Genomic DNA, 22,855 nt, shown 5'->3' on the forward strand with positions numbered 1-22,855 from the left:
CCGGCGGTGCGCTTGGCGGCGCGCCGCGGCCGCGCCTCGGCCTTGCCGTCGGCCGCGGCCAGGTTCTGCTCGGAAGCTTGCGGGGTCTTGTCTGTCATCAGTACTGTCCTTGCTGCGCGTGAGGTCCGATTCCGGTTGGCCGGGCAGTCGCCGGCGACCCGTCAGGAAAAACTTCAACCCTAACGCGCGCTACGGCGCATGGGATTGACGTGCATCAATGCTTGTAACATTCTTGCAGCAATATCCGGCCCGGGCCGCGCCCCGTGGCGGCATGGCCGCCGCTACACTGCAGCCTTCCCCCCGCTCCTTTCCCTTGCATGTGGTCCTTGCTCAGACGCCTGCTCGACGGCCCGCCCGCCCCGCCCGATCCGTACGCCGAAACCATCCAGTTCGACGACGCCGGCTTCACTCGCGCCCTTGGCCCCGCCGACGGCCCGGGCCGCCGCCAGTTCTGGCCGTGGGACGATGTCTGCGAATTCGGTTTCCGCTTCACCCCGGCGCTGTTTCCGGACCCGTGGATCGGTGATTGCATGGAAGGACTCTGGTATCTCCGGGTACGCGACGAAGGCGCATTGATGGCGGTGGAGTTCGGCCAGGAACATCTCGATCCCGACGCCCTGCCGGCCGCCCTGCTGCGGCACATGCCAGGCCTGGACCGGCGCGCGCTGCGCGATGGCCTGGCGGTCGCGGCGCGGGGGCCTCGCCACTTCGCCGGCGAGGGCGAATGGGTGGGCTGGCGGCGCGATCCGCATTGCGCCTGAAAAGGTCGCACGGTAACATCTGATGCTAAATATTTCGTGATCGCCGCTTCCGTGGACACGCGCACAGAACCCACCTTGAGTCCGGAAGGCGCCGACACGCCGCCATCGCCCGCGCTGGCCACCGCCCCCGCGCGACCGCGGCCGAGCCGCGCGCTGCGCGCCTGGACCTGGATCCTGTACCTCGGCTTGTGGCTGGCCGTGCTTGCGTTCAAGCGCGATAGCGCGCCCGTCGGGGCTGACGCCGCCGAAGCGCTGGGCTATCGGGTCGGCAGCGCGTTCGGCAGCGCCCTCGCGCTGCTGCTGCCCGCCGCCATCGCCATCGCGGCGCTGTCGCTGTTCAAGCGCTTCCGCACCCCGCTGCACCGCATGCGCATCGCCTTCGCCACGGGCCTGGTACTGGCGGCGGTCGCCGCCACCCTGGCCGGCCTCTCGGCCTACCGCGAAGCGCAGAAGGCCACCGCGCTGGCCGAGATCCGCCGCACCGGCGAATGGATGCGCGCCGCGCTCAACGCCCCCGACCACCCGCCCGGCGACGTGCCCGACATCGACACCACGCCCAAGGCGCGCGGCGTGTATGGCGAGATCGAACGCGGCGTCAAGATCCTCCTGGCGCAGCGCGTGGCGCAGTACCGCGCCTACATGCGCGAACTGGACGAGGTGCGCTTGTCCGAACTGTTCATCCCCAACCGGCTGGCGCGCGATCGCGGCATGGTGGAAAGCCGGCTGATCCTGGAGCAATCGCAGCGCGTGGTGCGGAAATACAGCCAGCAGAACCAGCGGCTGCTGGCGGACGTGCCTGTCACCATCCGCACGCTCGACCTGAGCGAGGAGCAGAAGAACCGCATGGTCGAGGGCGCGATCAAGGCGCGGCCGCAGCAGAAAGCGACGCTGGCGCGCAACTGGGACCTGGAGCGCCAGACGCTGGACGAATTCGAAAAGATGATCAACCTGCTGGACGACAACCGCCGCGCGTGGCGCGTGGAGCACAACGAGATCGTGTTCGACCGCGACAGCCTGTTGAACCGGTTCCGCGCGCATCAACTGGCGGTGCGCCAGTTGACCGAGGAACGGGCGCGGCTGGAATCGCAGCAATTCGACAGCCTGACCTCGGTGCTGCGTTGACGCCCCCGATGGCGTCCCGGGTGAACCGCGGCCCGACCGCCCTGGCCCATGAACGTCCGGCCCATGGCGGGCACGGCGCTCCCGAGGCCAGCGCGCCCGGGCGCGAAGGCGGGCCGGACGCGATCACGCGTCAGCTTGCCGCCTGATCCAGCCCCTGCTTGAGATCGGCCAGAATGTCGGCGGCGGTTTCCAGCCCGACCGACAAGCGCAGCAGGCCTTCCGACAGACCATACTTTTCACGATCCTCGGCCGTGTAGCTGGCGTGCGTCATGGTGGCCGGATGCTGGATCAGCGTTTCCGGGTCGCCCAGGCTGACGGCGATGCGCGCCAGCTTCAGGCTGTTCAGCAGGCGCCGGCCCGCGGCCAGCCCGCCCTTCAACTCGAACGCCACCAGCCCGCCGCCGGCCGCCTGCTGGCGCTGCGCGATCTCGGCGCCGGCCGTGCCCGCGAGGCCCGGATAGAACACGTCGGCCACCGCCGCGTGTTCGCGCAGGAACTTCGCCACCTTCAATGCCGATTCGCTGTGACGCTCGACCCGCAATTCCAGCGTCTTCAGGCCGCGCAGCACCAGGAAGGCGGTGAACGGCGACAGCGTCGCGCCGGTGAAATAGCGCAGCCCCTGCAGGCGGATTGCGTCGATGTGCTGCTTGCGGCCAACCACCGCCCCGGCCAGCAGGTCGCCGTGGCCGCCCAGGTACTTGGTGGCCGAATGCAGCACGATGTCGGCGCCGTGTTGCAGCGGCCGTTGCAGCACCGGCGTGGCGAAGGTGTTGTCGACGATGGTCAGCAGCCCCTTACCGCGCGCGATGGCCGAGATGGCGGCGATGTCGACCAGCCGCAGGTTGGGGTTGGCCGGCGTCTCGAAATAGACCGCGCGGGTCTTGGGGCCGATGGCGGCGGCCACGGTTTCCGGGCGCGTGAAGTCGGCGAACACGGCGTTGATGCCCAGCCGCGGCAGCCCCTGCGCGAACAGCGTGAAGGCGGTGCCGTAGACGATCTGGTCGACCACGATCTCGTCGCCGCTTTGCAGCAGCGACAGCAGCGTGGCCGAGATCGCCGCCATGCCCGACGCGGTGACCACGCCGGCCTCGGCCCCTTCGAGCGAGGCCAGCCGCTCTTCCAGCAAGGCCTGGGTCGGGTTGCGGGTGCGGCCGTAGACGTAGCCCGATTGTTCACCCAGGCGGATGCGGTCGAAAGCCTCGATGCTGTCCTGGGTGTAGGTGGAGGTCAGGTAGAGCGGCGGCGACAGCGCGCCCTGCTCGTCCAGCGGGTCGTAGCCCAGGTGGATGGCGCGGGTGGCGAAGCCGTGGTGTTGCGAGTCGGACATGGATACCTCCGGGAATCAGCTCGGGGATGCGGACGGCGCGGCGCCGTCAGCGCTTGTGGTCGGCGCGGCGCGACAGCCATTCGCCGGTGAATTGCACGATCGAGACCAGCGCGATCAGGATCACGATCACTTCGAACATCACGCGGGTCTCGTAGCGTTCGTAGCCGTAGCGGATGGCCAGGTCGCCCAGGCCGCCGGCGCCCACCGCGCCGGCCATGGCCGAGGCGTTGATCATGGCGATGACGCTGACGGTCATGCCGCCGATGATGCCGGGCAGCGCCTCGGGCAGCAGCACATGGCGCACGATGTGCCAGCGGCGGCAGCCCATGGCGCGCGCGGCCTCCACCAGGCCGTGGTCGACATCGTTCAGGCTGACCTGGGCGATGCGCGCGAAGAACGGCACCAGATTGGCCGACAGCGGCACGATGGCGGCCCAGGTGCCGAGCGTGGTGCCGACCAGCATGCGCGTGAACGGCAGCATCGCCACCAGCAGGATGATGAAGGGGATGGCGCGGAACGTGTTCACGGTGATCGACAGCGCTTTGTTCAGGCGCGGCCGCGGATACAGGTTGCCCGGCGCAGTGACGGTCAGCACCACCGCCAGCGTCAGGCCGGCGGCGATCGCGATGAGCGCGGACACGCCCACCATGGTCAGCGTCTGCAGGAAGGCCTGCAGGTATTTATCCAGCATCGGCAGCGACATAGCCCAGTACCTCGATCTGATCGGCCACCAGCGCGGCGCGCGCGGCCTCTTCCTGTAGAACGGCGGCCGGCACCGACACCAGCAGGCTGCCCTGGGCGTGGCCGCGCAGGCGGTCCAGCCCGCCGTGCAGCAGCGTCGCGCCCGGCCCCAGCGCCGCCAGCGCCTGCAGCGACACGCCCTCGGGGCGGCCCTGGCCGGTGAAGCGCAGGCGCAGCACCGCCAGGCCGGCCCTGCCCGACAGGCCCGCCAGGTCCGGCACCAGCCGCGCGGCCAGGTCGGCCGGCAGCTCATGCTGCAAGGGCCGCAACAGCGCGCGGGTGGCGTCGGCCTGCGGATTGCCGAACACGCGCCAGACTTCGCCGTGCTCGACCTTGCGGCCGCCATCCAGCACCAGCACCTTGTGGCAGACCTCGCGGATCACCGCCATGTCGTGCGTGATCAGCACCACCGTCAGGCCCAGCTTGCGGTTGATGTCGCGCAGCAGCGCCAGGATCGACTGCGTGGTTTCGGGGTCGAGCGCCGAGGTGGCCTCGTCGCACAGCAGGATCTCCGGGTCATGCACCAGGGCGCGGGCGATGCCCACGCGCTGCTTCTGCCCGCCGGACAGCTTGGACGGATAGGTGTCGGCCTTGTCGCGCAGCCCCACCAGGTCCAGCAGCGCGTCGACCTTGGCGCGCGCCTCGGCCGGCTTGACGCCCGCCACGCGCAAGGGCAGCGCCACGTTCTGCGCCACCGTCTTGGCCGACAGCAGGTTGAAGTGCTGGAAGATCATGCCGATGCGGCGCCGCAGGCCGACCAGCGCGTCCTCGTCCAGGCCGCCGACGTCCACGCCGTCGACCCGCACCTGGCCGGCGCTGGGGCGTTCCAGCATGTTGATGGAGCGCAGCAGCGTCGACTTGCCGGCGCCGCTGCGGCCGATGATGCCGAACACCTCGCCGCGCCCGATGGAAAAGGAGATATCGGCCAGCGCCGTTACCGTGCCCCGCGGGCCCTGGTAGCGTTTCTGCAGTCCGTCGAAAACGATGTGGGCGTCTTGCGCCGCGTCGGCGGCGGGCCGCAGGGCCGGATCCGCCAGGGGGATGTCGTGTTGCATCATGCTGTGTTCCCGAGCCGCCCGCGCGGCGGCGCGTGCCGCTCCGCGAGCGAGGATGGCGGCGGCGCCGGCTGGCGCCGCCGCGCCTGCCGGCTCAGAAGACCGGAATCACCGAGCCTTCGTACTTGCTCAGGATGAACTGGCGCACCTCTTCGGAGTGATAGGCCTTGACCAGCTCGGGCACCCAGGGCGCGTTCCTGTCTTTCTCGCGCACGGCAATGATGTTGACGTAGGGGTTGTTCTCTTTCTTCTCGACCGCGATGCCGTCGCGGGTGGCGATCAGCCCGGCCTGGTAGGCGAAGCTGTTGACGATGGCGGCGGTGTCGACGTCGGGCAGCGAACGCGCCAGGACCACCGAGGCGCTTTCGACGAAGTCGAGCTTGCGCGGGTTGGAGGTCACGTCGGCCAGCGTGGCGGTGCCCGTGGCCGGATCGAAGCCGTCCTTGAGCGTGATCAGGCCCTGGTCGCGCAGGATCACCAGCGCGCGGGTCTGGTTGCTGGGGTCGTTGGGGATGCCGACCTTGGCGCCCTCGGGCAGGGCCTGCAGCGACTTGTACTTCTTCGAATAGAAGGCGATGGGCGAGATCAGCGTATTGGCCACCGACACCAGCTTGTAGCCGCGCTGCTTGATCTGATCGTTCAGGAACGGGATGTGCTGGAACGCGTTGGCGTCCAGGTCGCCGTTGTTGAGCGCCTCGTTGGGGCTGGCAGTGCCGGTGATGACCACCGGTTCGACCGCCAGGCCGTTCTTCTTGGCGACCTGCGCCACCACTTCCCAGATCTGTTCGTCGACGCCGCCGCGCACGCCGACCTTGAGCGGCTTGGGATCGGCCGAGAAAGCCGGCCCGTGGAACATGGCGGCCGCGGCCAGCACGGCGCCCAGCAGGGCCTTGGCCAGCGTGCCCGCGCGGGCGGTGTAAGTGCGGGGAGTCATATGGAAATCGCCTCTCAGTCGATACGGTTATGAGCAGACGATTCTAGGGATGGCCCCTGCGCGCGCGAACGAATAGTTGGTTGAGTCGTTATTACAGGGGCGTTTGGATATGGCGCCGGCGCATAAGTGGCGCCCTGCCGCGACCATGCCGCGCGCGGGCAAGGCTTGGCCGCGGGACGCGGCCAGGCGCCACGCCCCGCCTCAGAACGGCTTGACCACCACCAGCGTCACGATGACCGCCGCGGCGACCACCGTGAGCGGCGCGTACAGGTCGACCAGCGGCGCGCGCTTGGCGCTGCCCTGGGCCTGGCGGCGCAAGGCCGCGCTCTGCACGCCCAGCAGGCCCGACAGGACCAGCGCCAGCGCGATCTTGATCCAGATCCAGGTCATCGCGAACCAGCCGAAGGTCACGGCCAGGTGCAGGCCGACCAGCCACGCCAGCACCATCGCCGGCGTGGTCACGAGCAGCGTCCAGCGGCGCAGCGCGCCCAGCATCCTGCGTTCCTTGGGCGCCTCGTCGCTGTCGGGCGGCTGCGACGACAGCAGGAACAGCGACACGAACAGGGAGCCGCCCAGCCATGCGACCACGGCGGCGACATGCAGCATTTTGAGAAGTTGGTAGGTCATGCGCGCGATTATCGCCGCAGTGGCGCGCGCCGGGGTGGGATCGGGTGCGACGGGTTTGCGCTGCGGCAAAGACCGATGCCGGCGTTCACGGCGCCAGCGCCTTCAATACCCGCAACGCCAGCCGCACCCGCGCCTCATTCGGATAGTTGCGGTTGGCCAGGATCACGATGCCGAGCTTGCGCGACGGCACGAACGCCACGTAGGCGCCGAAACCGTTGGTGGCGCCGGTCTTGTTGATCCACACCCCCTGCTGCGGTGCCAGCGGCGGTTGCAGGGCCTTGACCGGCAGGGTCTCGAACGCGACCTGGGCGGAATTGCCGTGCACCAGCTCGTCCACCGACACCGGGTAACGGTACTGCTCCCAGATCAGGTCCTGCGTCATCGCGCCCAGCTGGTAATAGCCGGTGTGGGTCTCGGCGATGGCGCGCTGCAGCGTGGCATCGACCGGCGCGGTGCCCAGGTTGATCTCGACGAAGCGCAGCATGTCGCGGGCGCTGGACTTCACGCCATAGGCCTCGTCGGCCAGCACGCCCGGGTTCACGCGCACCGGCGCGTCCTGCTTATCGTAGCCCTGGGCATAGTCGGCCATCTTGCGCGGCGGCACTTCCAGGTAGGTGTCGCGCAGGCCCAGCATGGGAAACAGCTGCTGCTCCATCGCCGCCACGTAGGGCTGCCCCAGGGCGCGGGCCGCCACCACGCCCAGCATGCCGATGCTGGGGTTGGCGTAGGTGCGGCGCGTGCCGGGCGCGTACCGCGGGGTCCAGGCCTTCAGGTAGTCCATCAGTTGCGCCATGCTCTGCACCGCGTCCGGCACCTGCAAGGGGAAGCCGCCGGCGGTGTGCGTGGCCAGGTTCACCAGCGTCAGCCTGGCGAATTCGCTGCCTTGCAGCTCGGGCACCCACTTGGCCGGGCTGTCGGTGAGCGACAGGCGGCCCGTGGCCTGGGCGTAGGCGGCCAGCGTGACGGTGAAGGTCTTGCTGATCGACCCAAGTTCGAACAGGGTGTCGCTGGAGACCGCGCGGCGCGGCGCGCGCGAGGCGTCGCCGTAGTTGAAGAAGCGCTGCTCGCCGTCGCGGCTGACGCCGATGGCCATGCCGGCGATGCCGTATTCGCGCATGACCTCGGCCACGGCGGCGTCGACGGCGGCGGTGGCGCGATCGGCCTTGGCGGGCGTGGATGCCGGCGTCGCGGATGCCGGCATCGCGGATGCCTTGGCGGTGGATGCCGGCGTGGATGCGGGTGTGGATGCGGGCGTGGATGCGGGCATGGATTCGGAGGTCGATGCCGTGGCGGCCTTGCCGGCGGGCGTTTGCGCAACGGCCGGGCTGGCCGAGGCGGCGCCGGCCAGGGCCAGCGTCAACGTCATGGACAGCAGGGAAATACGGAACATTGCCGGAACGCGCATGCGGAGTCGTCCTTTTGTTTTCCGGCCGGCGCGTGCCGGCGGTTCGGCGCCCAGTGTAGAGCCAATCCGGCGCCTCCCCTGGTATTAACCCTGAGTCCCGCGCGCGACGAATTTTGGCTATTCTCGGTGCGTCGATTCAAAACCCCGCAGAAGAGTCCCGCCCCCCGTGGCGGGCGCCGACGGAGCAACCGCCCCGGAAACTCTCAGGCAACAGGACTGCGCGGTCTAGACAATCTGGAGAGAGGCGCCTGGCGCCCACCGAAGGGGAACCCGCGCCGCCGCGCCCGGGTGAAGCTCTCAGGTACAGAGACAGATGGGGTGCCACGATCATTGGGTCGTGGCCACGCCATCTGGAGCCATCATGCCCCGCATCGCCATCATCGGCGCCGGTATCACCGGCGTCACGTCCGCCTACGCCTTGAGCAAACTGGGCTACGACGTCACCGTCTACGACCGCCAGCGCTATCCCGCCATGGAGACGTCCTTTGCCAACGGCGGCCAGCTGTCCGCCAGCAATGCCGAAGTGTGGAACAGCGCCGCCACCATCATGAAGGGCCTGCGCTGGCTGGGCCGCCACGACGCGCCGCTGCTGCTCAATCCGCGCCCGAGCTGGCACAAGTATTCGTGGCTGGCCCAGTTCATGGGGCAGATCCGCAACTACCGCCAGAACACCATCGCCACCACCCGCATGGCAATCGAAGCGCGCCAGCACCTGTACGCCATGGCCGAGGAGGAAGGCATCGACTTCGACCTGGAGCGGCGCGGCATCCTGCACATCTACCACGACGCCGCCAGCTTCGAGACCGCGCGCCGCGCCAATGCGCTGCTGCGCGAAGGCGGACTGGAGCGGCACGCCGTCACGCCGGAGGAAATCCGCGGCATCGAGCCGACGCTGCAGACGCCCTGCCACGGCGGCTTCTACACGCCGTCCGACGCCACCGGCGACATCCACAAGTTCACCAGCGGCCTGGCGCAGGCCTGCGCGCGGCGCGGCGTGCGTTTCGAACAGGACGCGGACATCCGCGCCATCAGCCGTGACGGCCTGCCCTACGTGCTGGATATCGCGCGTGAAGAAGGCGCGCGGCGCGAACAGCACGAAGCCGACGCCATCGTGGTCTGCGCCGGCGCCGCCAGCCGCCAGTTCGCGCGGCAACTGGGCGACCGTCTGAACATCTATCCGGTCAAGGGCTATTCGATCAGCGTGCACCTGGACGACGCCGCGAGCCAGGCCGCCGCGCCCACCGTGAGCCTGCTGGACGAGGCCGCCAAGATCGTCACCAGCCGCCTGGGCGACCGCTTCCGCGTGGCCGGCACCGCCGAGTTCAACGGCTTCAACCTGGACATCCGCGCCGAACGCATCCAGCCGCTGGTGGACTGGACCCGCCGCCATTTCCCCGGCGTGCGCACCGCGCGCGTGGTGCCATGGTGCGGCCTGCGGCCGATGATGCCCGACATGATGCCGCGCGTCGGCCCCGGTAAGCGGCCGGGCGTGTTCTACAACACCGGGCATGGGCATCTGGGATGGACGCTGTCGGCGGCAACGGCGCAGATGCTGGCGGCGAGCGTGCGGGAGGGGGTGGGACTGTCGTAAAGCCGTTGCGGCAGACCACAGGCCGGGACCGGGCGGGACGCGGACCGGTCCTCAATACCCCAGCAGCCGCGGCAGCGACGAGGCCAGCAGCGTCAGCCCCGAGCAGGTCAGCAGCCCCAGCACCACGCGCCGGAACGTGACTTCCGAGATGCCGATGTACAGGCGCGTGCCCAGCAGCGTGGGAATCAGCATGGCCGGCGCCACCACCGCGAACATGGGCGCCATATCGCGCGTGACGATGCCGGTGGCCAGATAGATGGCCATGGTCACGGCCAGCATCGACAGGTTGAAGTTCTGGATCACGGCGCGCTGCGTGTCCTTGTTGAAGCCGCGCAGGGTGCACCACAGCGTCGGCACGCTGCCGGCAAAGCCGCCGATGCCGCCCAGCACGCCGCCCGCCAGCCCCACCGCGCCATCGCCCCAGCGGTTGCCGCCGATGCGCGGCAGCCGCTGCGCCATCAGCATCACCGGGCACCACAGCGCCAGCAGCGCGCCCAACACCGCCTTGAACCAGTCCATGTCCAGGTGCGGCAGGACCAGGACGCCCAGCGGAATGCCGGCCAGGCCGCCCAGCAGGAAAGGCCACAGCAGCGCCCAGTTGAAGCCGCGCCGCACCGAGAACACCGCCAGCAATTGCCCGGTAAGCGCGCCGAACACCGCCAGCGCCGCCGCCAGCCGGGGGTCCAGCACCCAGGCCCAGAACGACATGGCCACCATGCCGAAGGCAAAGCCCGACAGGCCCTGCACGAACCCCGCCACGGCCGCGCCGATGGCGACTATCCATACCGCATCCATTGCCCTGCGTCTCCTTGTCGTCGCGTCCGCTGGCAGGCCGTTCGGCTCGCCCGGATCTCGTGACGGCAGATTCTAGGCGCGCATCGCGGCGCCCCTATTTGAAGTGCTGATGACGCGATAGGTTTTCGGTGATGGCGGCCGCGATCACAGGAAGATCGTGCCGCGCAGGTACAGCGCGGCCTGGCCGCTGATGATGACGCGGCCGTTGTCGCGCAGTTCGCAGCGCAGTTGGCCCTTGCGCGCCCCGCCCTGCTCGGCAGTCAGTTCTGTCTTGCCCAGCCGCTCGCCCCAGTACGGCGCCAGCGAGGTATGCGCCGACCCCGTCACTGGGTCTTCGTTGACGCCGACGCGCGGGCCGAACCAGCGCGACACGAAGTCGTAGCGAGCGGATGGCGCCGTCACCGCCACGCCGCGCACGTCGAACGCCGCCAGCGCGGCGAAGTCGGGCGCGAGGCCGTCGATCAGGCTTTCGTCGTCGATCACCACCAGGTAATCGTCGGTGCGGTACAGCGCGCGCGCCGCCGGCAGGCCGAGCGCGCGCAGAAGGCCCTCGGGGATGGCTTCAGCCACGGGCTGCCTGGCGGGGAAGTCCATCGCCAGCGCGTCGCCGGCGCGCCGTACCCGCAGCTCGCCGCTGCGGGTGGCAAAGCGCAGCACGTCTTCGCTGGCGCCCAATTGCTCGAACAGCACCCAGGCGGTCGCCAGGGTCGCGTGACCGCACAGGTCGACCTCGACCTTCGGCGTGAACCAGCGCAGCTCGTGGACGTCGCCGCGGCGCACGACGTAGGCGGTCTCGGACAGGTTGTTCTCTTCGGCGATGCGTTGCAGCGTGGCGTCCGGCAGCCACGCCTGCAGCGGCACCACGGCGGCGGGGTTGCCGCCGAAGGGCACGGCGGAAAAGGCGTCTACCTGGTAGAGATCGAGTTGCGGCATGAGAAATCCTGGAAAAACGGTGAAGGCGGGACACGTCGCCGCCATGCCGCATTTTGCTACGAAACGCCCGCGACTTCCCGCAGCAGCGCCTCCAGGCCGTCCAGGTCCGCTTCCTGGCGCGCGCTGTAGCCGATCACCACGCCCGCCGGCCAGGACACGCGCCGGCAGAATTGCGCGACCGGCTGCAGGCCCAGGCCCCGCGTGCGCGCCCTTGCCAGCAGCGCCGCCACGTCGAAGCCGGGCGGCGGCCACCAAACCAGGTGAAAGCCCGCATGCTCGCCGCTGACGCGCAGCGGCGCCGCGCCCGCCGCCTGGCGCAGCATGCGCAGCACCCGGTCGCGCCGCTGCGCGTAGATCGCCCGCGCCCGCCGCACATGGCGCGCGAAGCCGCCGCTTTCCAGGAACGCCGCCAGCGTCATCTGTTCGACGATGCTGCTGGAGCGTCCCGTCAGGTAGCGGGCGCGGGCAAAGTCCGCCACCAGCGGCCGCGGCAGCACCGCATAGCCGATGCGCAGGGCGTTGAACAGGGTCTTGTTGAAACTGCCGCAGTGGATCACGCGGTCGGCGCGGTCCAGGCTTTTCAGGGCGGCCAGCGGCGCGCCGTCGTAGTTGAATTCGCTGTCGTAGTCGTCGTCCAGGATCCAGCAGCCGGCCTGTGCCGCCCAGTCCAGCAGCTCCAGGCGGCGCGACACCGGCATGGTGACGCCGGTGGGCGACTGGTGCGCCGGCGTCACGTGCACCAGCCTGACGCCGCGATGGCGGCGGGCGCGCGCCACCGAAAAGCCGTGCTGGTCGATGGCCACCGGCGCCACGCGCCGCGTGTACTGACTGAACAGCGGCAGGGCGTTGAGGTAGCCGGGGTCCTCGACCAGCACCTTGTCGCGCGGCGTGAGCAAGAGGCGCGCGCTGAGGTCGAGGCCGTCGCGGATGCCGGTCAGCACCACCACCTGGTCGGCGTCGCAGGCAATGCCGCGCGCCGCGCCGAGGTAACGCGCGATCTGCTCGCGCAAGGGCTGCCAGCCCTGGGGATCCTCGCGCGCCAATTGCGCCGCCGTGACGCGCCGGGCGCTGGCCAGCAGGCCCTGGCGCCAGGCCGCCATGGGAAACAGCGAGGCGTCGGCGCCGCGCGCGGTGAAGGGGGGCTCGTGCCGCAAGGGGGGAACCGAATGGTCGGCATCCCGGTCCGGGCGTGGCGCGCGGCCCGCCGCGGGCGGCGCGTCGGACATGGCGGCGGCGGGCGCCGTGGCCGCGTCGCCCGGCAGTCCGTGGCGAAAGAAATTATCCGGGATGACCGCCGCCACATAGGTGCCGGACCCGACCGCGCCGGCGGTATAGCCTTCGCCGCGCAACTGGTCGTAGGCGGCCTCGACGGTGGAACGGGCGACGTGCCAGCGCGCCGCCAGGCTGCGGGTGGACGGCAGCCGCCCGCCCGAGGGCAGGACGCCGCGCAGGATGCGTTCGCGGATCTGCCGGTACACCCAGGACTGCTTGGATTCGTCCGGGCGCGGCGGATCGACCGGCAGGTCCAGGCTGGCCTCCTGGCGGGTATCGCGCGAAAGTGGCTTGGTCTGGTTCATGAAAATGGCCCTATTTCATCGGGCCATTCTATCGCTACATTGCGCCCATCGCCCCCTGGGGCACGCCACCGGAATCGCGTCATGTCCACGCCCGCCCACACCATCACCCTCGCGCACGGCTGCTTCACCAGCGATGGCAGCACCTCGATCCTGGAGGCCGCGCTGGCCCAGGGCGTGGCCGTGCCGTTTTCCTGCCAGCGCGGCGAGTGCGGGTCGTGCCGGGCCCAGGTGGCCGGCGGCGCCTACGCCCGCATCGCGCCGCCCACCGAGCGCACCTATGTCACCGCCCCCGACGAACTGCTGATGTGCCAGTGCCGCGCGGCCGGCGCCCTGACGCTGCGCTTTGCGCATTGGCAGGCGCCGGCGCAGCCCGCGCGCCAGTACGCGGCGACCGTGCTGTCGCGGGTGCCGCTGACCGCCGACGTGACCCAGCTGATCGTGGCGCCGCGCGATGCCGCCGGAGCCTTCGCCTGGCAGGCCGGGCAGCATGCGCGCTTGCTGATGGACGATGGCGGCGAGCGCCCGTTCTCCATCGCCAGCGTGCCGGTCGCGGCCGGCCCCGCCCGGCTCGAATTCCATATCCGGCGCGTGCCCGGCGGCGGTTTCACCGAACGGGTGCTGCCACGCCTGATGCCCGGCGACACGCTGACCCTGACGGGTCCGCATGGCGCCTGTGTCTGGCCGGCGCGGGGCTGGCCCGAGGCGGTCGAACACGTGGTGCTGCTGGCCACGGGCACCGGCTATGCCGGCGTCCACGCGATCATGATGACGGCATTGCAGGACCCGCGCATCAAGCGCGTCACGCTCTACTGGGGCGGCCGCGACGAAGACGACTGCTACGCGGCGCCGCGGCTCAACGCGCTGCAGGGCAAGCACAGCGGGTTCCAATGGCAGGCGGTGCTGTCGCGGACGTCCGCCGGGCCCGCCTGGCACGTGCAGGACGCCGCCCTGGCGGCGAACCACGACTGGCTGCGCACGGTCGCCTACGCCTGCGGCAACCCGGCCATGGTGCGCGCGGCGCGCGAACGCCTGTGCGCGGCCGGCCTGCCGCCGGACCGTTTCGTGTCCGAGGCTTTCGTGCCGGCGCGGGACCGGCCCGCCACGCACGTCGCGCCGGCCCCCGCCCACCCGTGGGAGCAGGTGGGTCCGCGCTTCAGCCTGGACGGTATCCTCGACGCCCGCCGCCGCTCGCGCGAAGCGGTGCGCGAGATTGCCGCGCTGCTGCGGCCTGGCATGACCACGCGCGAGGCGGTCACGGCGGCCGATGCCCACCTGCGCCGCATGGGCGCCTCGCACAACTGGCACCCGACCTACGTGCGCTTCGGCCCCGACTCGCAGTCGCCGGCGGTGCAGCCCACCGATTTCCAGCGCAGGCTGCGCGACGATGACGTGTTCGTGGTGGACATCGGCCCGGTCTGGGACGGTTACGAAGGCGACTATGGCGATACCTTCGTGCTGGGCGCGGATGCCGACCGCCGGCGCTGCGCCGAAGCCGCGCGCCAGGTGTTCCGGCGCACCCGCGAGGACTGGCTGCGGGGGCTGACCGGCGCGGCCCTGTACGACCGCGCCGAGGCCCACGCGCGCGACTATGGTTGCGAACTGGTGCGCGAGGTGCCGGGCCACCGGGTGGCGGATTTTCCGCACGCGCTGTACGGCAGGCATCAGCTGGCGCAGGCCGGGTTCGTGCCGGCCGACGGCATCTGGGTGCTGGAGATCCAGGTGCGCGACCGGACGCTGCCGATCGGGGCGTTCCATGAGGACGTGCTGTTGCGGCAGATGGCCTGACCCGCGGCGGGCGAACACCCTAGGGTTTGTCCCAATGCCCCCCATGTCGATCCGGGGGAAGCTCGAACGTCGTCCCGGTACGCCCACCACTTCCCATCAAAGGGGGATTCATCATGACGACTGGCACCGTAACCCTGCACCGCGTCCTGCGCGCCGCGCCCGCGACCGTGTATCGCGCCTTCCTCGAACCCGACGCCGTGGTGAGGTGGTTGCCGCCCTATGGCTTTACCTGTGAAGTCTTCGAACTGGACGCCAAGGTCGGGGGCCGGCACCGCATGGCGTTCCGCAATTTCGGCAGCGGTCACGCCCACGGCTTCGGCGGCGAATACCTGGAACTGGTGCCGGGCGAGAAGATCCGCTACACCGACGAATTCGACGACCCCAACCTGCCTGGCAGGATGCAGACCACGATCACGCTGCGCGCGGTGTCCTGCGGCACGGAAATGACGGTGGTGCAGGAGCACATCCCGGCGGTGATCCCGCCGGAGATGTGCTACCTGGGCTGGCAGGAATCGCTGGCCCAGCTGATGCGGCTGGTCGAGCCGCAGATTCCCGAGTGAAGCGGCCGGCGCGAGGGTCAGCCTGCGCGCTCGGCCAGCGCTTCCAGCAGTTCGGCCGACGGCACGAAGAACAGGCTGCCGGTGACCGCGCGGCTGTAGTCGAGCAGGCGGTCGTAGTTGCCGGCGGGACGGCCGACGAACATGTTCTCCAGCATCTGCTCGATCGGCGCGGGCGAACGCGCGTAGCCGATGAAATAGGTGCCGAACTCGCCCGCGCCGGCGCGCCCGAACGGCATGTTGTCGCGCAGGATCTTGACCTCCTGGCCGCCTTCGTCCAGGGTGGTCAGGGCGCTGTGCGAATTGCTCGGCTTGACGCCGTCGGGCAGCTCGACGTTGCTGAGCTTGCGGCGGCCGATGATGCGTTCCTGCTCCTCGGTGGGCAGCGCTTCCCAGCCGGTCATGTCGTGCAGGTACTTCTGCACCAGCACATAGCTGCCGCCGGCGAACGCCGCGTCTTCGTCGCCGATCAGGGTGAAGCCGGGCAGCTCGAAGGCTTGCGGGTTCTCGGTGCCGTCGACGAAACCGATGATGGCGCGGCGGTCGAAGTAGCGGAAACCATGCACCTCGTCGACCACCGTGGCGGCCGGGCCCAGCCCCGCCACCAGCAGCGTGGCCAGCTCGAAGCAGGCGTCCATGGCTTCGGCGCGGATGTGCAGCAGGATGTCGCCGGGCGTGGACACCGCGACGCGTTCACCGCTGCCGATTTCGCGGAACGGGTGCAGCGAGGCCGGCCGCGGCCCGCCGAACAGCGTGTCCCAGGCGGCCGAGCCGAAGCCACAGACACAGGACAGATCGGCGGCCACGGCGCGCGTGCCGACGGTGCGCACCAGCGTGGCCACGTCTTCGCACCAGGCGCGCACGGCGGCGGCGTTGTCGGCGCCGGGGTTCAGCGTGGCGACGATGAAGATCGCATAGCGGGCGTTGGGGCGGAGGACGGCCTGCGGTTCTACGGGTTTTTCGGACATGGGATCGGGCTGCGGCCCGCGAGGGCCGGAAGGATGAATGAGGCGCCTGCAATATAGCCGACTCGCCCGTCTCACAGCTGATCGTGGCCGAGGCATTGCCGCAGCGCCGCGGCGAACGCCGTGGGCCGCTCCAGCATCATCAGGTGGCCGCAGTGGTCGAGCACCTGATGGCCGGCGCAGGCGCGCCAGGCCCACTCGGGCACGTCCCAGCCATCGTGCGAACGCCGGCCCGACAGCAAGTACACGGGGTGGCGGGCGAACACCTGCCGCAATGCCGGCAGATAATCCGGCGCGCCCGTGACCGCGACCACCGACGCCGCCATGGCGCGCAGCGTGGCCGCCGGCTGTAAAGCGAGCCAGCGGCTGGCCACCGCCCGCCAATGCGGAGCCGGCGCATCGACCGCGCGCGCCAGCCAGGCCAGCGGGTCGGCGCGGAATCCCTCCAGCATGGCCTCGGCCGCGGCGGCGTCCATGCGGGCGACCGAGGCCGACCAGAAAGCGTCGGCCAGGGTGAAATTGCCTTCGACGTTGACGATGCGGCGCACGTGCCGCGGATAGGCGTGGGCCAGCAGCATGGCGACCGCGCCGCCCACTGAATGTCCCACCAGATCCACGGCCTCGCCAGGAAAGTGCCGGTCGAGGTAAGCGCGCAAGTGCTCGACCTGGGCCGGCAGCGAAATGCCGGCGGCGGGCACGGACTGATGCGGCCCGTAGCCCAGCAACGGCGGGGCCACGTGGCCAGCCAGCCCCCCGGGCGAGTCGAACGCGCCGATCAGGCCATGAATGCGGACGACGGGCGGCGGCGTCATGCGACGCGGCTCCCGGCGGCGCCGTCCTGCGCCAGCTCGGCGGCCAGTTCCTCCAGCTCCAGGCAGTGGGTGCGGTCGTGGTCCAGCAGTTCGCGCACGATCTGCTCCAGCGTCATGCGGTGCAGGCCGTCGCGCAGGCCGCAACGCGCCAGCGTGGCGGCATCCAGCGGACGCAGCGCGGCGCACAAGTGTTCGCGGCCGCGGCGGAAGGCGGCCAGGGCAAGCTCCGGGTCCTGGTCCTGATAGGCGCGCTCGGCCGCCAGGGCGGTGCCGTCGACGCAAGCGATGACGGGCAGCGGCATCGTGCGGATGGCTTCGATGCGCTGCGCGAACACACTGTCCAGGTCGCGCAGGTGACAGACGTGCTCGGTCATCGAAAAGCCGGTGCCGGCGGGCCGCCGACGGCGCCAGGCCGGGGCGATGGCCGCCATCCGTGCGGCCAGCGCCTCGGGCATGCGGGCCAGGCCGGCGACGACCTCGGCGAACGGCAGCACCACGGGCCGCGGGCTGAACACCGCGCCATAGCTGAAGACCGCGCCACCGATGCGGCCGCGCGCCTGCACCACCTCGTGGCCCTGGCGCCGCATGCGGTCGGCCACCAGCGCGCCGCAGAACTGGCGGGCGGTGGTGTCCTGCGCCACTTCGGGGAATCTTTCCTGGATGTCGTCGGCAATGGCGGCGACGGCGGCCACGCCGACCCGCGACAGGGCCGCGTATTCCGCGTAGCGCGCGGGGTCGTCGATAAGCGCCTCTAGCTGCTGGCCCAGGGGGGTGGCGCGGAACCGGTCGAAACGGGAATGCATGAAGGAGGTGGCCCTTATAACAGCTCAAAACGATACGTTACCTTGCGCCCGCCCGTCAAGGCCCGGCCGCTGTCGCCGAACGGTCACATTGCCGCGTCACCATCGCGCATCATGACGACCCCAGCGGCAGCGGCCGACTACCAATCCGACATCTCCGGCCTGATCTGCGCGTTCCGGTTCGCCGGCGGCGGCCCTGCCGCCGAGATCGCCTCGCCCGCGGTCGCCGACCTGCTGGCGCGCGCCGCCGAGGCCGGCGCCGGTGATGGCGGCGACGATGGCGCCTTCCTGTGGCTGCACCTGAACCTGTCGCAGGCAGGCTGCGTGCGCTGGCTGCAAGCGCACCTGAACCTGCCCGAGACCTTCATCGGCATGCTGGGCGCGGACGCCCATTCGACCCGCATCGAACAGCACGAAGGCACGCTGGTGGCGGTGTTCAACGATGTGATTTTCGATTTCGACCGCACGCCGGCGCAGGTCTCGACGCTGTGGGCCTGCGCCCATCGCAAGCTGCTGGTCACGTTGCGGCGCAAGCCGTTGCGGTCGCTGGACCGCCTGCGCGAACATGTGCGGCGGGGCGAGCCGTTCGGGTCGCCCGCCGAGCTGCTGACCCACCTGATGCGCGACCAGGCCGACCTGATGATCGAGATCGTGCGCAAGGCCAGTGTCGACGTCGACGCCATCGAGGACCATTTCCTGGCCGCGCGCGGCGGCCCGGGACGGCTCGACCTGGCGGCCACCCGCCGGGTGCTGGTGCGGCTGCAGCGCACGCTGGCGCCCGAGCCCGGTTCGGTATTCCGCCTGCTGGCGCGTCCGCCGGCCTGGCTGCGCCCGCGCGACGTGCAGGAACTGCGCGAGTCGACCGAGGAATTCTCGGTGGTGCTGGGCGACATGGCCGGACTGGTCGAACGCATCAAGCTGCTGCAGGAGGAAATGGCGGCGCGGCTGGACGAACAGAACAACCGCACGCTCTTCACCCTGACGCTGGTGACGGTGCTGGCGCTGCCCATCAACATCATGGCCGGCCTGTTCGGCATGAATGTGGGCGGCATTCCGCTATCGGACGACCACCATGGCTTCTGGATCATCTGCCTGCTGGTGGCGGCCTTCACGGGCTTCGTGGCCTGGCTGGCGTTCCGCCGGCGCCGCATGGGCTAAAGTTCGCCGCCGCCGGGCGTCGCGGCGACAATGCGCGCGCTGCTTCCCCAGGGCGCTACTGGTAGCGTTCGCGATAGCCCACCGGCGACATGCCGCAATACTTGTTGAAGATGTCGCGGAAGGCCTTGGTGTCGTTGTAGCCGACCTCGTACATCACTTCGGCCACGCTCTTGCGCGAGCTTTCGAGGCGCTTCTTGGCGGCCTCGACGCGCACCCGCTGCAGGTATTCGACAATGCTGTTGCCGGTGGCCTGGCGGAAGCGCCGTTCCAGCGTGCGGCGGCCCATGGCGTGGCGGTCGGCCAGGTCCTCGACGGTGATCTTCTCGGTGTAGCGGCTTTCGATGTAGTCCTGCACCGCGCGCACCACCTGGTCGGCGTGCGACTTGTGGCCCATGAACACCGAGAACGGCAGTTGGCTCTGGCGGCTCCAGTCCAGCTGGAAATACTTGGCGCACCAGATGGCGGTGTCGCGGTCGGTGTATTTCTCGATCAGGTGCAGCACCAGGTGCGCGGCCGAAAAGGCGCCGCCGCTGGTGTAGATGCCGTTGCCGGACTGGACCACGCGGTCGCAGCTCCAGTCCACCGCCGGGAACAGGCTGGCGTACAGGTTGCGCGCCGCCCAGTGCACCACCGCCTGTTGGCCATCCAGCAATCCCCCGGCGGCCAGCAGCGCCGCGCCCAGGCACAGGCTGGCCACTTCGCCGCCGCCGCGGTAGTGGCGGGCCAGCCATTCGATCAGTTCGCGGTTGGACAGCACCGCGTCGGACACCGCGCCCAGCAACGGCGGCGCGATGCAGATGTCGATATCGCGGGCCTCGTCCAGCACCAGGTCGGCCTGCACCGTGATGCGGCCGTCGTCCAGGCTGACCTGGCGCGTGGCGGCCAGCGTGCGCACCGTGAAGCGCGGCGGCCGGCCCTGCGCGGCCAGGTATTCGTTGGCCACCAGGAAGCCGTGCCGGGCGGTTTCCAGCGAGGCGATATTGGCGCCGCCGGGCAGCAGGAAAGCGATGTTTTTCATGCCGCCAAGCATACGCCTGCGGCCTGTCGCAATCCACCCTCAAGAATGTCGCAAACGCCTATCTGAAAGCGCCGCCGATCCCGATACAGTGACATCTGCCGGCACCGCTGCCGACACGACCGGCGCGCAAATGCGGGTTGCGCGCCAGTCCCACACAACAACACGGAGTCAAGGAGCATCAGATGGAACAGTACATAGACGGTTACCTGTTGAGCGTGCCCAAGGCCAACATCGAGACCTATCGCAAGATGGCAGAGCTGGCCGGCTCGATCTGGCTGGAGAACGGCGCGCTGGAATTCCGCGAATGCGTCGCGGACGATATCGACGGCGAGGGTTTCGGCTCGTTCAGCGCGGCGGCCAGCGCGCGCGAAGGCGAGACGGTGGTGTTCTCGTGGATCGCGTTCGCCAGCAAGGCCGACCGCGACCGCATCAACGCCAAGGTCATGGCCGACCCGCGCCTGACCGGCATGTCGTGCGAGGGCGTGTTCGACTTCAAGCGCATGTGCTGGGGCGGCTTCACCACGCTGGTCGGCAAAACGGCGCGCGCCCAATAAAAAAAACGGCGGTCCTGTCGATCCCGGCGGCCGCCATTCGTCGTGGGACAAGGACGGGCGCCGGCGCGCCGGCGCCCCGCCCTGCCCGCAGGCATTCACCTTCAACCAGGAATTTCGGAGACACATCATGGCGACCCCCGCAAAGCAGGCCATTCCCGACGGCATGCACACCCTGACCCCGCACATCGTGTGCGAAGGGGCCTCGGATGCCCTCGCGTTCTATCGCAAGGCGTTCGACGCCCAGGAACTGGCGCGCCTGCCCCGCCCCGACGGCAAGATCATGCACGCGGCCATCCGCATCGGCGATTCGGTGATGATGCTGATGGACGACTTTCCCGAATGGGGCAGCCTCGGGCCCAAGGCGCTAAAGGGCACGCCGGTGACGCTGCACCTGTACGTCAAGGACGTTGATGCGGCCATGAAGCAGGCGGTGGCGGCCGGCGCCCAGGTCACCATGCCGGCGGCCGACATGTTCTGGGGCGACCGCTATGGGCAGGTGGTGGATCCGTTCGGCCATCGCTGGTCCATCGCCACCCACAAGGAAGACCTGACGCCCGAGGAAGTCCAGGCGAACCTGGCCAAGCTGGGCCCGATGGAAGGCTGCGGCGATCCCGCCCACAAGCCCGGCTGACGGCGCGTCGCCGGGCGTGCCCGGCGCCCGCCCGCCGCGCGCCGGATGGGGCAGCGCCCCCCGCCGCTCGCGCTCAGGCCGGATACGGCCCGAGGAAGTCCAGCTTGCCGATCGCCACGCCGGCGTGGCGCAGGATGTCGTAGGCGGTGGTGACATGGAAGTAGAAGTTCGGCAGCGCGAACGTCAGCAGATAGGCATCGCCCTGGAACTCCGGCTTGAACTCGCCGAAGCTGAGCGTGACCTTGCGGCTTTCGGCGCCGTCGAGCTTGTCGGCCGGCACCGAGCGCAGGTAGGCAATGGTGTCGGCGACGCGCTGTTGCAGCTGTTCGAACGTGGCTTCCTCGTCGGGAAAGCGCGGCGACTCGACCTGCGACAGGCGCTGCACGGCGAACTTGGAGGCGTCGCTGGCGCGCTGCACCTGGCCCGACAGCGGGTACATGTCGGGCGCCAGCCGGGCGTTGACCAGCTCGGCGGGGTCGATGCCGTTGGCGGCCGCGTGGGCCGCGCCTTTTTCCAGCAGCGCGGCCAGCACGGTCAGGCCGCGGATGAAGACAGGCACCGAGGCCTGGTACATGGTCAGGGACATGATGAGGTTCCGAAAAAAAGCGTTGCCGGCCGGCGCGCGACAGGGCGCCGGGTCGCCGGACGTGCCGCGATATTAGCGCCGACCTGGCGTGCGCGGCGGGCGCCGGCGGCGACATATGCATATGCGTTTTTCGAACAATAGCGCGGTTGCCGGCCTGGCGCGAGCCCGACCGGCGATCCGCTCGCCCGTCCTATGCGGCCACGCGCCGCTGCCCCTGGAAGAAGCGCCAGATCAGCGCCGAGGCGTCCGGCCCGCTGCGCGCGTGATAGCGCACCGAAGCGTCGCCGCCGCTCCAGCCGTGCTCGACGCGGGTGATCTCGCACAGGCGCAGCACCGTCTTGCGGTTGCGCAGCAGGTCGACGCGGCGGTAGGCCTTCTCGGTGCCCAGGCCCAGCACCCGCTCGACCGTGGGCACCTCGGCGCCCAGGCCATTGACCGCGCGGAACTGTTCGAACAATTGCCGGGCGTTGCGCGGCGCGACCGCCGGGTCCATCTGCCCATGCAGGATCATGGCCGGCATGCCCAGGTGGAACACCGCCGGGTCGGCCACCTCTTGCAGCAGCTGCGGCAGCGCCTTGATCGAGCCGCGGCGCATGGTGTGCAGGCCGGCCGCGGCGTTGTTCGCGTCGCCCACCACCGGCCCCGAATGCATGGCCAGCGCCGCGATCAGGGCGGGATGGCGCAACGCCACCAGGGCCGCCATGCCGGCGCCGGCCGACAGGCCGGCGATGTAGACCCGCTCCGGATCCAGCCCATGGCGCGCCACTTCGGCCCGGATCAGCGCGGCGATCAGGTCGGCCTCGGCGCCGCCGTGCTGCGCGTCGGGCTGGAACCAGCGCCAGCAGCGCTGCACCTGGCGCGTCATGGACTGCTGCGGATAGAGCACCATGAACCCGCCGGCGTCGGCCCACTGGTTCATGCGCGAGCCGCGCGCGAAGGCCAGCGCGGTCTGGCGGCAGCCGTGCAGCATCACCACCACCGGCATGCCCTGGCGCGCCGCCGTCGGCGGGGTATAGCGGGCGAAGGTCAGGCGCCGGCCGTGGGCGTCGGAGAACTGCCGCGCGGCCTCCCAGCGGCCGCCGCCCAGGCCGGACGCGGCGGCCGTGGCGCCGCTCGGGACG

The 22,855-nt window shown here is 70.2% G+C and carries 23 protein-coding genes and 2 riboswitches; of the genes, 8 read left to right on the forward strand and 15 right to left on the reverse strand.

The features are described 5' to 3' along the window. The first annotated feature begins 317 nt into the window (after window positions 1-317). Window positions 318-761 (forward strand): hypothetical protein, encoded by a 444-nt coding sequence (locus tag HV742_RS30655; protein WP_054419686.1) that lies wholly within the window; start codon window positions 318-320, stop codon window positions 759-761. A 36-nt stretch (window positions 762-797) separates the two neighbouring features. After that, window positions 798-1,883 (forward strand): hypothetical protein, encoded by a 1,086-nt coding sequence (locus HV742_RS30660; protein WP_156430343.1) that lies wholly within the window; start codon window positions 798-800, stop codon window positions 1,881-1,883. 130 nt (window positions 1,884-2,013) lie between these two features. Here the strand turns inward: HV742_RS30660 and HV742_RS30665 are convergent, their stop codons facing one another. The 6 genes from HV742_RS30665 to blaELC form a co-directional block, all read right to left on the reverse strand. Then, entirely contained in the window at window positions 2,014-3,210 is a 1,197-nt protein-coding gene (locus HV742_RS30665; protein WP_068952409.1) for a trans-sulfuration enzyme family protein, read from the reverse strand. 46 nt (window positions 3,211-3,256) lie between these two features. Next, on the reverse strand, window positions 3,257-3,913 hold the full coding sequence (locus HV742_RS30670) for a methionine ABC transporter permease (protein ID WP_026383015.1): 657 nt from the start codon (window positions 3,911-3,913) through the stop codon (window positions 3,257-3,259). Beyond that, window positions 3,891-5,009 (reverse strand): methionine ABC transporter ATP-binding protein, encoded by a 1,119-nt coding sequence (locus HV742_RS30675; protein WP_175147166.1) that lies wholly within the window; start codon window positions 5,007-5,009, stop codon window positions 3,891-3,893. The genes HV742_RS30670 and HV742_RS30675 overlap by 23 nt, the downstream gene beginning before the upstream one ends. A 91-nt stretch (window positions 5,010-5,100) precedes the next feature. Next, window positions 5,101-5,940 (reverse strand): MetQ/NlpA family ABC transporter substrate-binding protein, encoded by an 840-nt coding sequence (locus tag HV742_RS30680; RefSeq protein WP_054501990.1) that lies wholly within the window; start codon window positions 5,938-5,940, stop codon window positions 5,101-5,103. A 201-nt stretch (window positions 5,941-6,141) separates the two neighbouring features. Further along, complete coding sequence (locus HV742_RS30685; RefSeq protein WP_054419679.1) at window positions 6,142-6,567, reverse strand: CopD family protein; 426 nt, start codon at window positions 6,565-6,567, stop codon at window positions 6,142-6,144. An 85-nt stretch (window positions 6,568-6,652) separates the two neighbouring features. Further along, a complete protein-coding gene (blaELC, locus tag HV742_RS30690; protein ID WP_254601310.1) occupies window positions 6,653-7,972 on the reverse strand; it encodes an ELC family class C beta-lactamase in 1,320 nt (439 codons plus the stop codon). Window positions 7,973-8,109: 137 nt separating this feature from the next. Then, window positions 8,110-8,201, forward strand: a riboswitch (glycine riboswitch). Window position 8,202: 1 nt separating this feature from the next. After that, window positions 8,203-8,289: riboswitch (glycine riboswitch) on the forward strand. 44 nt (window positions 8,290-8,333) lie between these two features. Between blaELC and HV742_RS30695 the strand changes: the two genes are divergently transcribed. After that, entirely contained in the window at window positions 8,334-9,563 is a 1,230-nt protein-coding gene (locus HV742_RS30695) for a D-amino acid dehydrogenase (RefSeq protein WP_169537097.1), read from the forward strand. A 51-nt stretch (window positions 9,564-9,614) separates the two neighbouring features. Here the strand turns inward: HV742_RS30695 and HV742_RS30700 are convergent, their stop codons facing one another. The 3 genes from HV742_RS30700 to pdxR form a co-directional block, all read right to left on the reverse strand. Further along, a complete protein-coding gene (locus tag HV742_RS30700) occupies window positions 9,615-10,358 on the reverse strand; it encodes a sulfite exporter TauE/SafE family protein (protein WP_059271622.1) in 744 nt (247 codons plus the stop codon). Window positions 10,359-10,502: 144 nt separating this feature from the next. Next, the gene (locus HV742_RS30705) at window positions 10,503-11,291 is read right to left on the reverse strand and encodes a PhzF family phenazine biosynthesis protein (protein ID WP_063582697.1); all 789 of its coding nucleotides are present in this window, start codon (window positions 11,289-11,291) and stop codon (window positions 10,503-10,505) included. A 56-nt stretch (window positions 11,292-11,347) separates the two neighbouring features. After that, a complete protein-coding gene (gene pdxR / locus HV742_RS30710) occupies window positions 11,348-12,868 on the reverse strand; it encodes a MocR-like pyridoxine biosynthesis transcription factor PdxR (protein ID WP_175147167.1) in 1,521 nt (506 codons plus the stop codon). A gap of 81 nt (window positions 12,869-12,949) precedes the next feature. Here pdxR and HV742_RS30715 point away from each other — a divergent pair, with 81 nt between their 5' ends. Both HV742_RS30715 and HV742_RS30720 read left to right on the forward strand, forming a co-directional pair. After that, complete coding sequence (locus HV742_RS30715; protein WP_175147168.1) at window positions 12,950-14,653, forward strand: NAD(P)H dependent flavin oxidoreductase family protein; 1,704 nt, start codon at window positions 12,950-12,952, stop codon at window positions 14,651-14,653. A gap of 113 nt (window positions 14,654-14,766) precedes the next feature. Further along, window positions 14,767-15,213 carry an SRPBCC family protein gene (locus HV742_RS30720; RefSeq protein ID WP_054419660.1) on the forward strand — a complete coding sequence of 149 codons (447 nt, stop codon included), beginning with the start codon at window positions 14,767-14,769 and terminating at the stop codon, window positions 15,211-15,213. Window positions 15,214-15,230: 17 nt separating this feature from the next. On the opposite strand, the gene HV742_RS30725 is transcribed toward HV742_RS30720, so the two are convergent. From HV742_RS30725 to HV742_RS30735, 3 genes are all read right to left on the reverse strand, one after another. Next, complete coding sequence (locus HV742_RS30725; RefSeq protein WP_175147169.1) at window positions 15,231-16,178, reverse strand: Dyp-type peroxidase; 948 nt, start codon at window positions 16,176-16,178, stop codon at window positions 15,231-15,233. A gap of 71 nt (window positions 16,179-16,249) precedes the next feature. Further along, complete coding sequence (locus tag HV742_RS30730; protein ID WP_175147170.1) at window positions 16,250-16,987, reverse strand: alpha/beta fold hydrolase; 738 nt, start codon at window positions 16,985-16,987, stop codon at window positions 16,250-16,252. Then, window positions 16,984-17,790, reverse strand: a complete 807-nt coding sequence (locus HV742_RS30735) for a DinB family protein (RefSeq protein ID WP_059271635.1) — start codon at window positions 17,788-17,790, stop codon at window positions 16,984-16,986. The genes HV742_RS30730 and HV742_RS30735 overlap by 4 nt, the downstream gene beginning before the upstream one ends. Window positions 17,791-17,901: 111 nt before the next feature. On the opposite strand from HV742_RS30735, the gene HV742_RS30740 reads away from it, so the two are divergent. Continuing rightward, window positions 17,902-18,945 (forward strand): transporter, encoded by a 1,044-nt coding sequence (locus tag HV742_RS30740; protein WP_063585509.1) that lies wholly within the window; start codon window positions 17,902-17,904, stop codon window positions 18,943-18,945. Window positions 18,946-19,000: 55 nt separating this feature from the next. Here HV742_RS30740 and HV742_RS30745 read toward each other — a convergent pair whose 3' ends face one another. After that, window positions 19,001-19,975, reverse strand: a complete 975-nt coding sequence (locus HV742_RS30745; RefSeq protein WP_054419652.1) for a GlxA family transcriptional regulator — start codon at window positions 19,973-19,975, stop codon at window positions 19,001-19,003. Window positions 19,976-20,145: 170 nt separating this feature from the next. On the opposite strand from HV742_RS30745, the gene HV742_RS30750 reads away from it, so the two are divergent. Both HV742_RS30750 and HV742_RS30755 read left to right on the forward strand, forming a co-directional pair. After that, the gene (locus HV742_RS30750) at window positions 20,146-20,517 is read left to right on the forward strand and encodes a DUF1428 domain-containing protein (protein ID WP_054419649.1); all 372 of its coding nucleotides are present in this window, start codon (window positions 20,146-20,148) and stop codon (window positions 20,515-20,517) included. Window positions 20,518-20,644: 127 nt separating this feature from the next. Further along, on the forward strand, window positions 20,645-21,148 hold the full coding sequence (locus tag HV742_RS30755) for a VOC family protein (RefSeq protein WP_054419646.1): 504 nt from the start codon (window positions 20,645-20,647) through the stop codon (window positions 21,146-21,148). A 73-nt stretch (window positions 21,149-21,221) separates the two neighbouring features. On the opposite strand, the gene HV742_RS30760 is transcribed toward HV742_RS30755, so the two are convergent. Then, window positions 21,222-21,734: a DUF1993 domain-containing protein gene (locus tag HV742_RS30760; protein WP_054419645.1), complete on the reverse strand. Its 513-nt coding sequence runs from the start codon at window positions 21,732-21,734 to the stop codon at window positions 21,222-21,224. A 190-nt stretch (window positions 21,735-21,924) separates the two neighbouring features. Beyond that, window positions 21,925-22,855, reverse strand: a 931-nt coding sequence (locus tag HV742_RS30765; RefSeq protein WP_175147171.1) for an extracellular catalytic domain type 1 short-chain-length polyhydroxyalkanoate depolymerase, incomplete at its 5' end; no start/stop codon positions are given.

The sequence above is a fragment of the Achromobacter ruhlandii genome, assembly GCF_902859695.1.
GTDB lineage: Bacteria > Pseudomonadota > Gammaproteobacteria > Burkholderiales > Burkholderiaceae_B > Achromobacter > Achromobacter ruhlandii.

Excerpts from the sequence above, each read along its gene's own strand:
- HV742_RS30725 (WP_175147169.1), bottom strand. The coding sequence starts at position 16,178 with ATGTCCGAAAAACCCGTAGAACCGCAGGCCGTCCTCCGCCCCAACGCC.
- HV742_RS30695 (WP_169537097.1), top strand. The coding sequence starts at position 8,334 with ATGCCCCGCATCGCCATCATCGGCGCCGGTATCACCGGCGTCACGTCC.
- HV742_RS30700 (WP_059271622.1), bottom strand. The coding sequence starts at position 10,358 with ATGGATGCGGTATGGATAGTCGCCATCGGCGCGGCCGTGGCGGGGTTC.
- HV742_RS30670 (WP_026383015.1), bottom strand. The coding sequence starts at position 3,913 with ATGTCGCTGCCGATGCTGGATAAATACCTGCAGGCCTTCCTGCAGACG.
- HV742_RS30675 (WP_175147166.1), bottom strand. The coding sequence starts at position 5,009 with ATGATGCAACACGACATCCCCCTGGCGGATCCGGCCCTGCGGCCCGCC.
- blaELC (WP_254601310.1), bottom strand. The coding sequence starts at position 7,972 with ATGCGCGTTCCGGCAATGTTCCGTATTTCCCTGCTGTCCATGACGTTG.
- HV742_RS30745 (WP_054419652.1), bottom strand. The coding sequence starts at position 19,975 with ATGCTTGGCGGCATGAAAAACATCGCTTTCCTGCTGCCCGGCGGCGCC.
- HV742_RS30705 (WP_063582697.1), bottom strand. The coding sequence starts at position 11,291 with ATGCCGCAACTCGATCTCTACCAGGTAGACGCCTTTTCCGCCGTGCCC.
- HV742_RS30750 (WP_054419649.1), top strand. The coding sequence starts at position 20,146 with ATGGAACAGTACATAGACGGTTACCTGTTGAGCGTGCCCAAGGCCAAC.
- HV742_RS30720 (WP_054419660.1), top strand. The coding sequence starts at position 14,767 with ATGACGACTGGCACCGTAACCCTGCACCGCGTCCTGCGCGCCGCGCCC.
- HV742_RS30715 (WP_175147168.1), top strand. The coding sequence starts at position 12,950 with ATGTCCACGCCCGCCCACACCATCACCCTCGCGCACGGCTGCTTCACC.
- HV742_RS30665 (WP_068952409.1), bottom strand. The coding sequence starts at position 3,210 with ATGTCCGACTCGCAACACCACGGCTTCGCCACCCGCGCCATCCACCTG.
- HV742_RS30755 (WP_054419646.1), top strand. The coding sequence starts at position 20,645 with ATGGCGACCCCCGCAAAGCAGGCCATTCCCGACGGCATGCACACCCTG.
- HV742_RS30655 (WP_054419686.1), top strand. The coding sequence starts at position 318 with ATGTGGTCCTTGCTCAGACGCCTGCTCGACGGCCCGCCCGCCCCGCCC.
- HV742_RS30685 (WP_054419679.1), bottom strand. The coding sequence starts at position 6,567 with ATGACCTACCAACTTCTCAAAATGCTGCATGTCGCCGCCGTGGTCGCA.
- HV742_RS30730 (WP_175147170.1), bottom strand. The coding sequence starts at position 16,987 with ATGACGCCGCCGCCCGTCGTCCGCATTCATGGCCTGATCGGCGCGTTC.
- HV742_RS30740 (WP_063585509.1), top strand. The coding sequence starts at position 17,902 with ATGACGACCCCAGCGGCAGCGGCCGACTACCAATCCGACATCTCCGGC.
- pdxR (WP_175147167.1), bottom strand. The coding sequence starts at position 12,868 with ATGAACCAGACCAAGCCACTTTCGCGCGATACCCGCCAGGAGGCCAGC.
- HV742_RS30735 (WP_059271635.1), bottom strand. The coding sequence starts at position 17,790 with ATGCATTCCCGTTTCGACCGGTTCCGCGCCACCCCCCTGGGCCAGCAG.
- HV742_RS30680 (WP_054501990.1), bottom strand. The coding sequence starts at position 5,940 with ATGACTCCCCGCACTTACACCGCCCGCGCGGGCACGCTGGCCAAGGCC.
- HV742_RS30760 (WP_054419645.1), bottom strand. The coding sequence starts at position 21,734 with ATGTCCCTGACCATGTACCAGGCCTCGGTGCCTGTCTTCATCCGCGGC.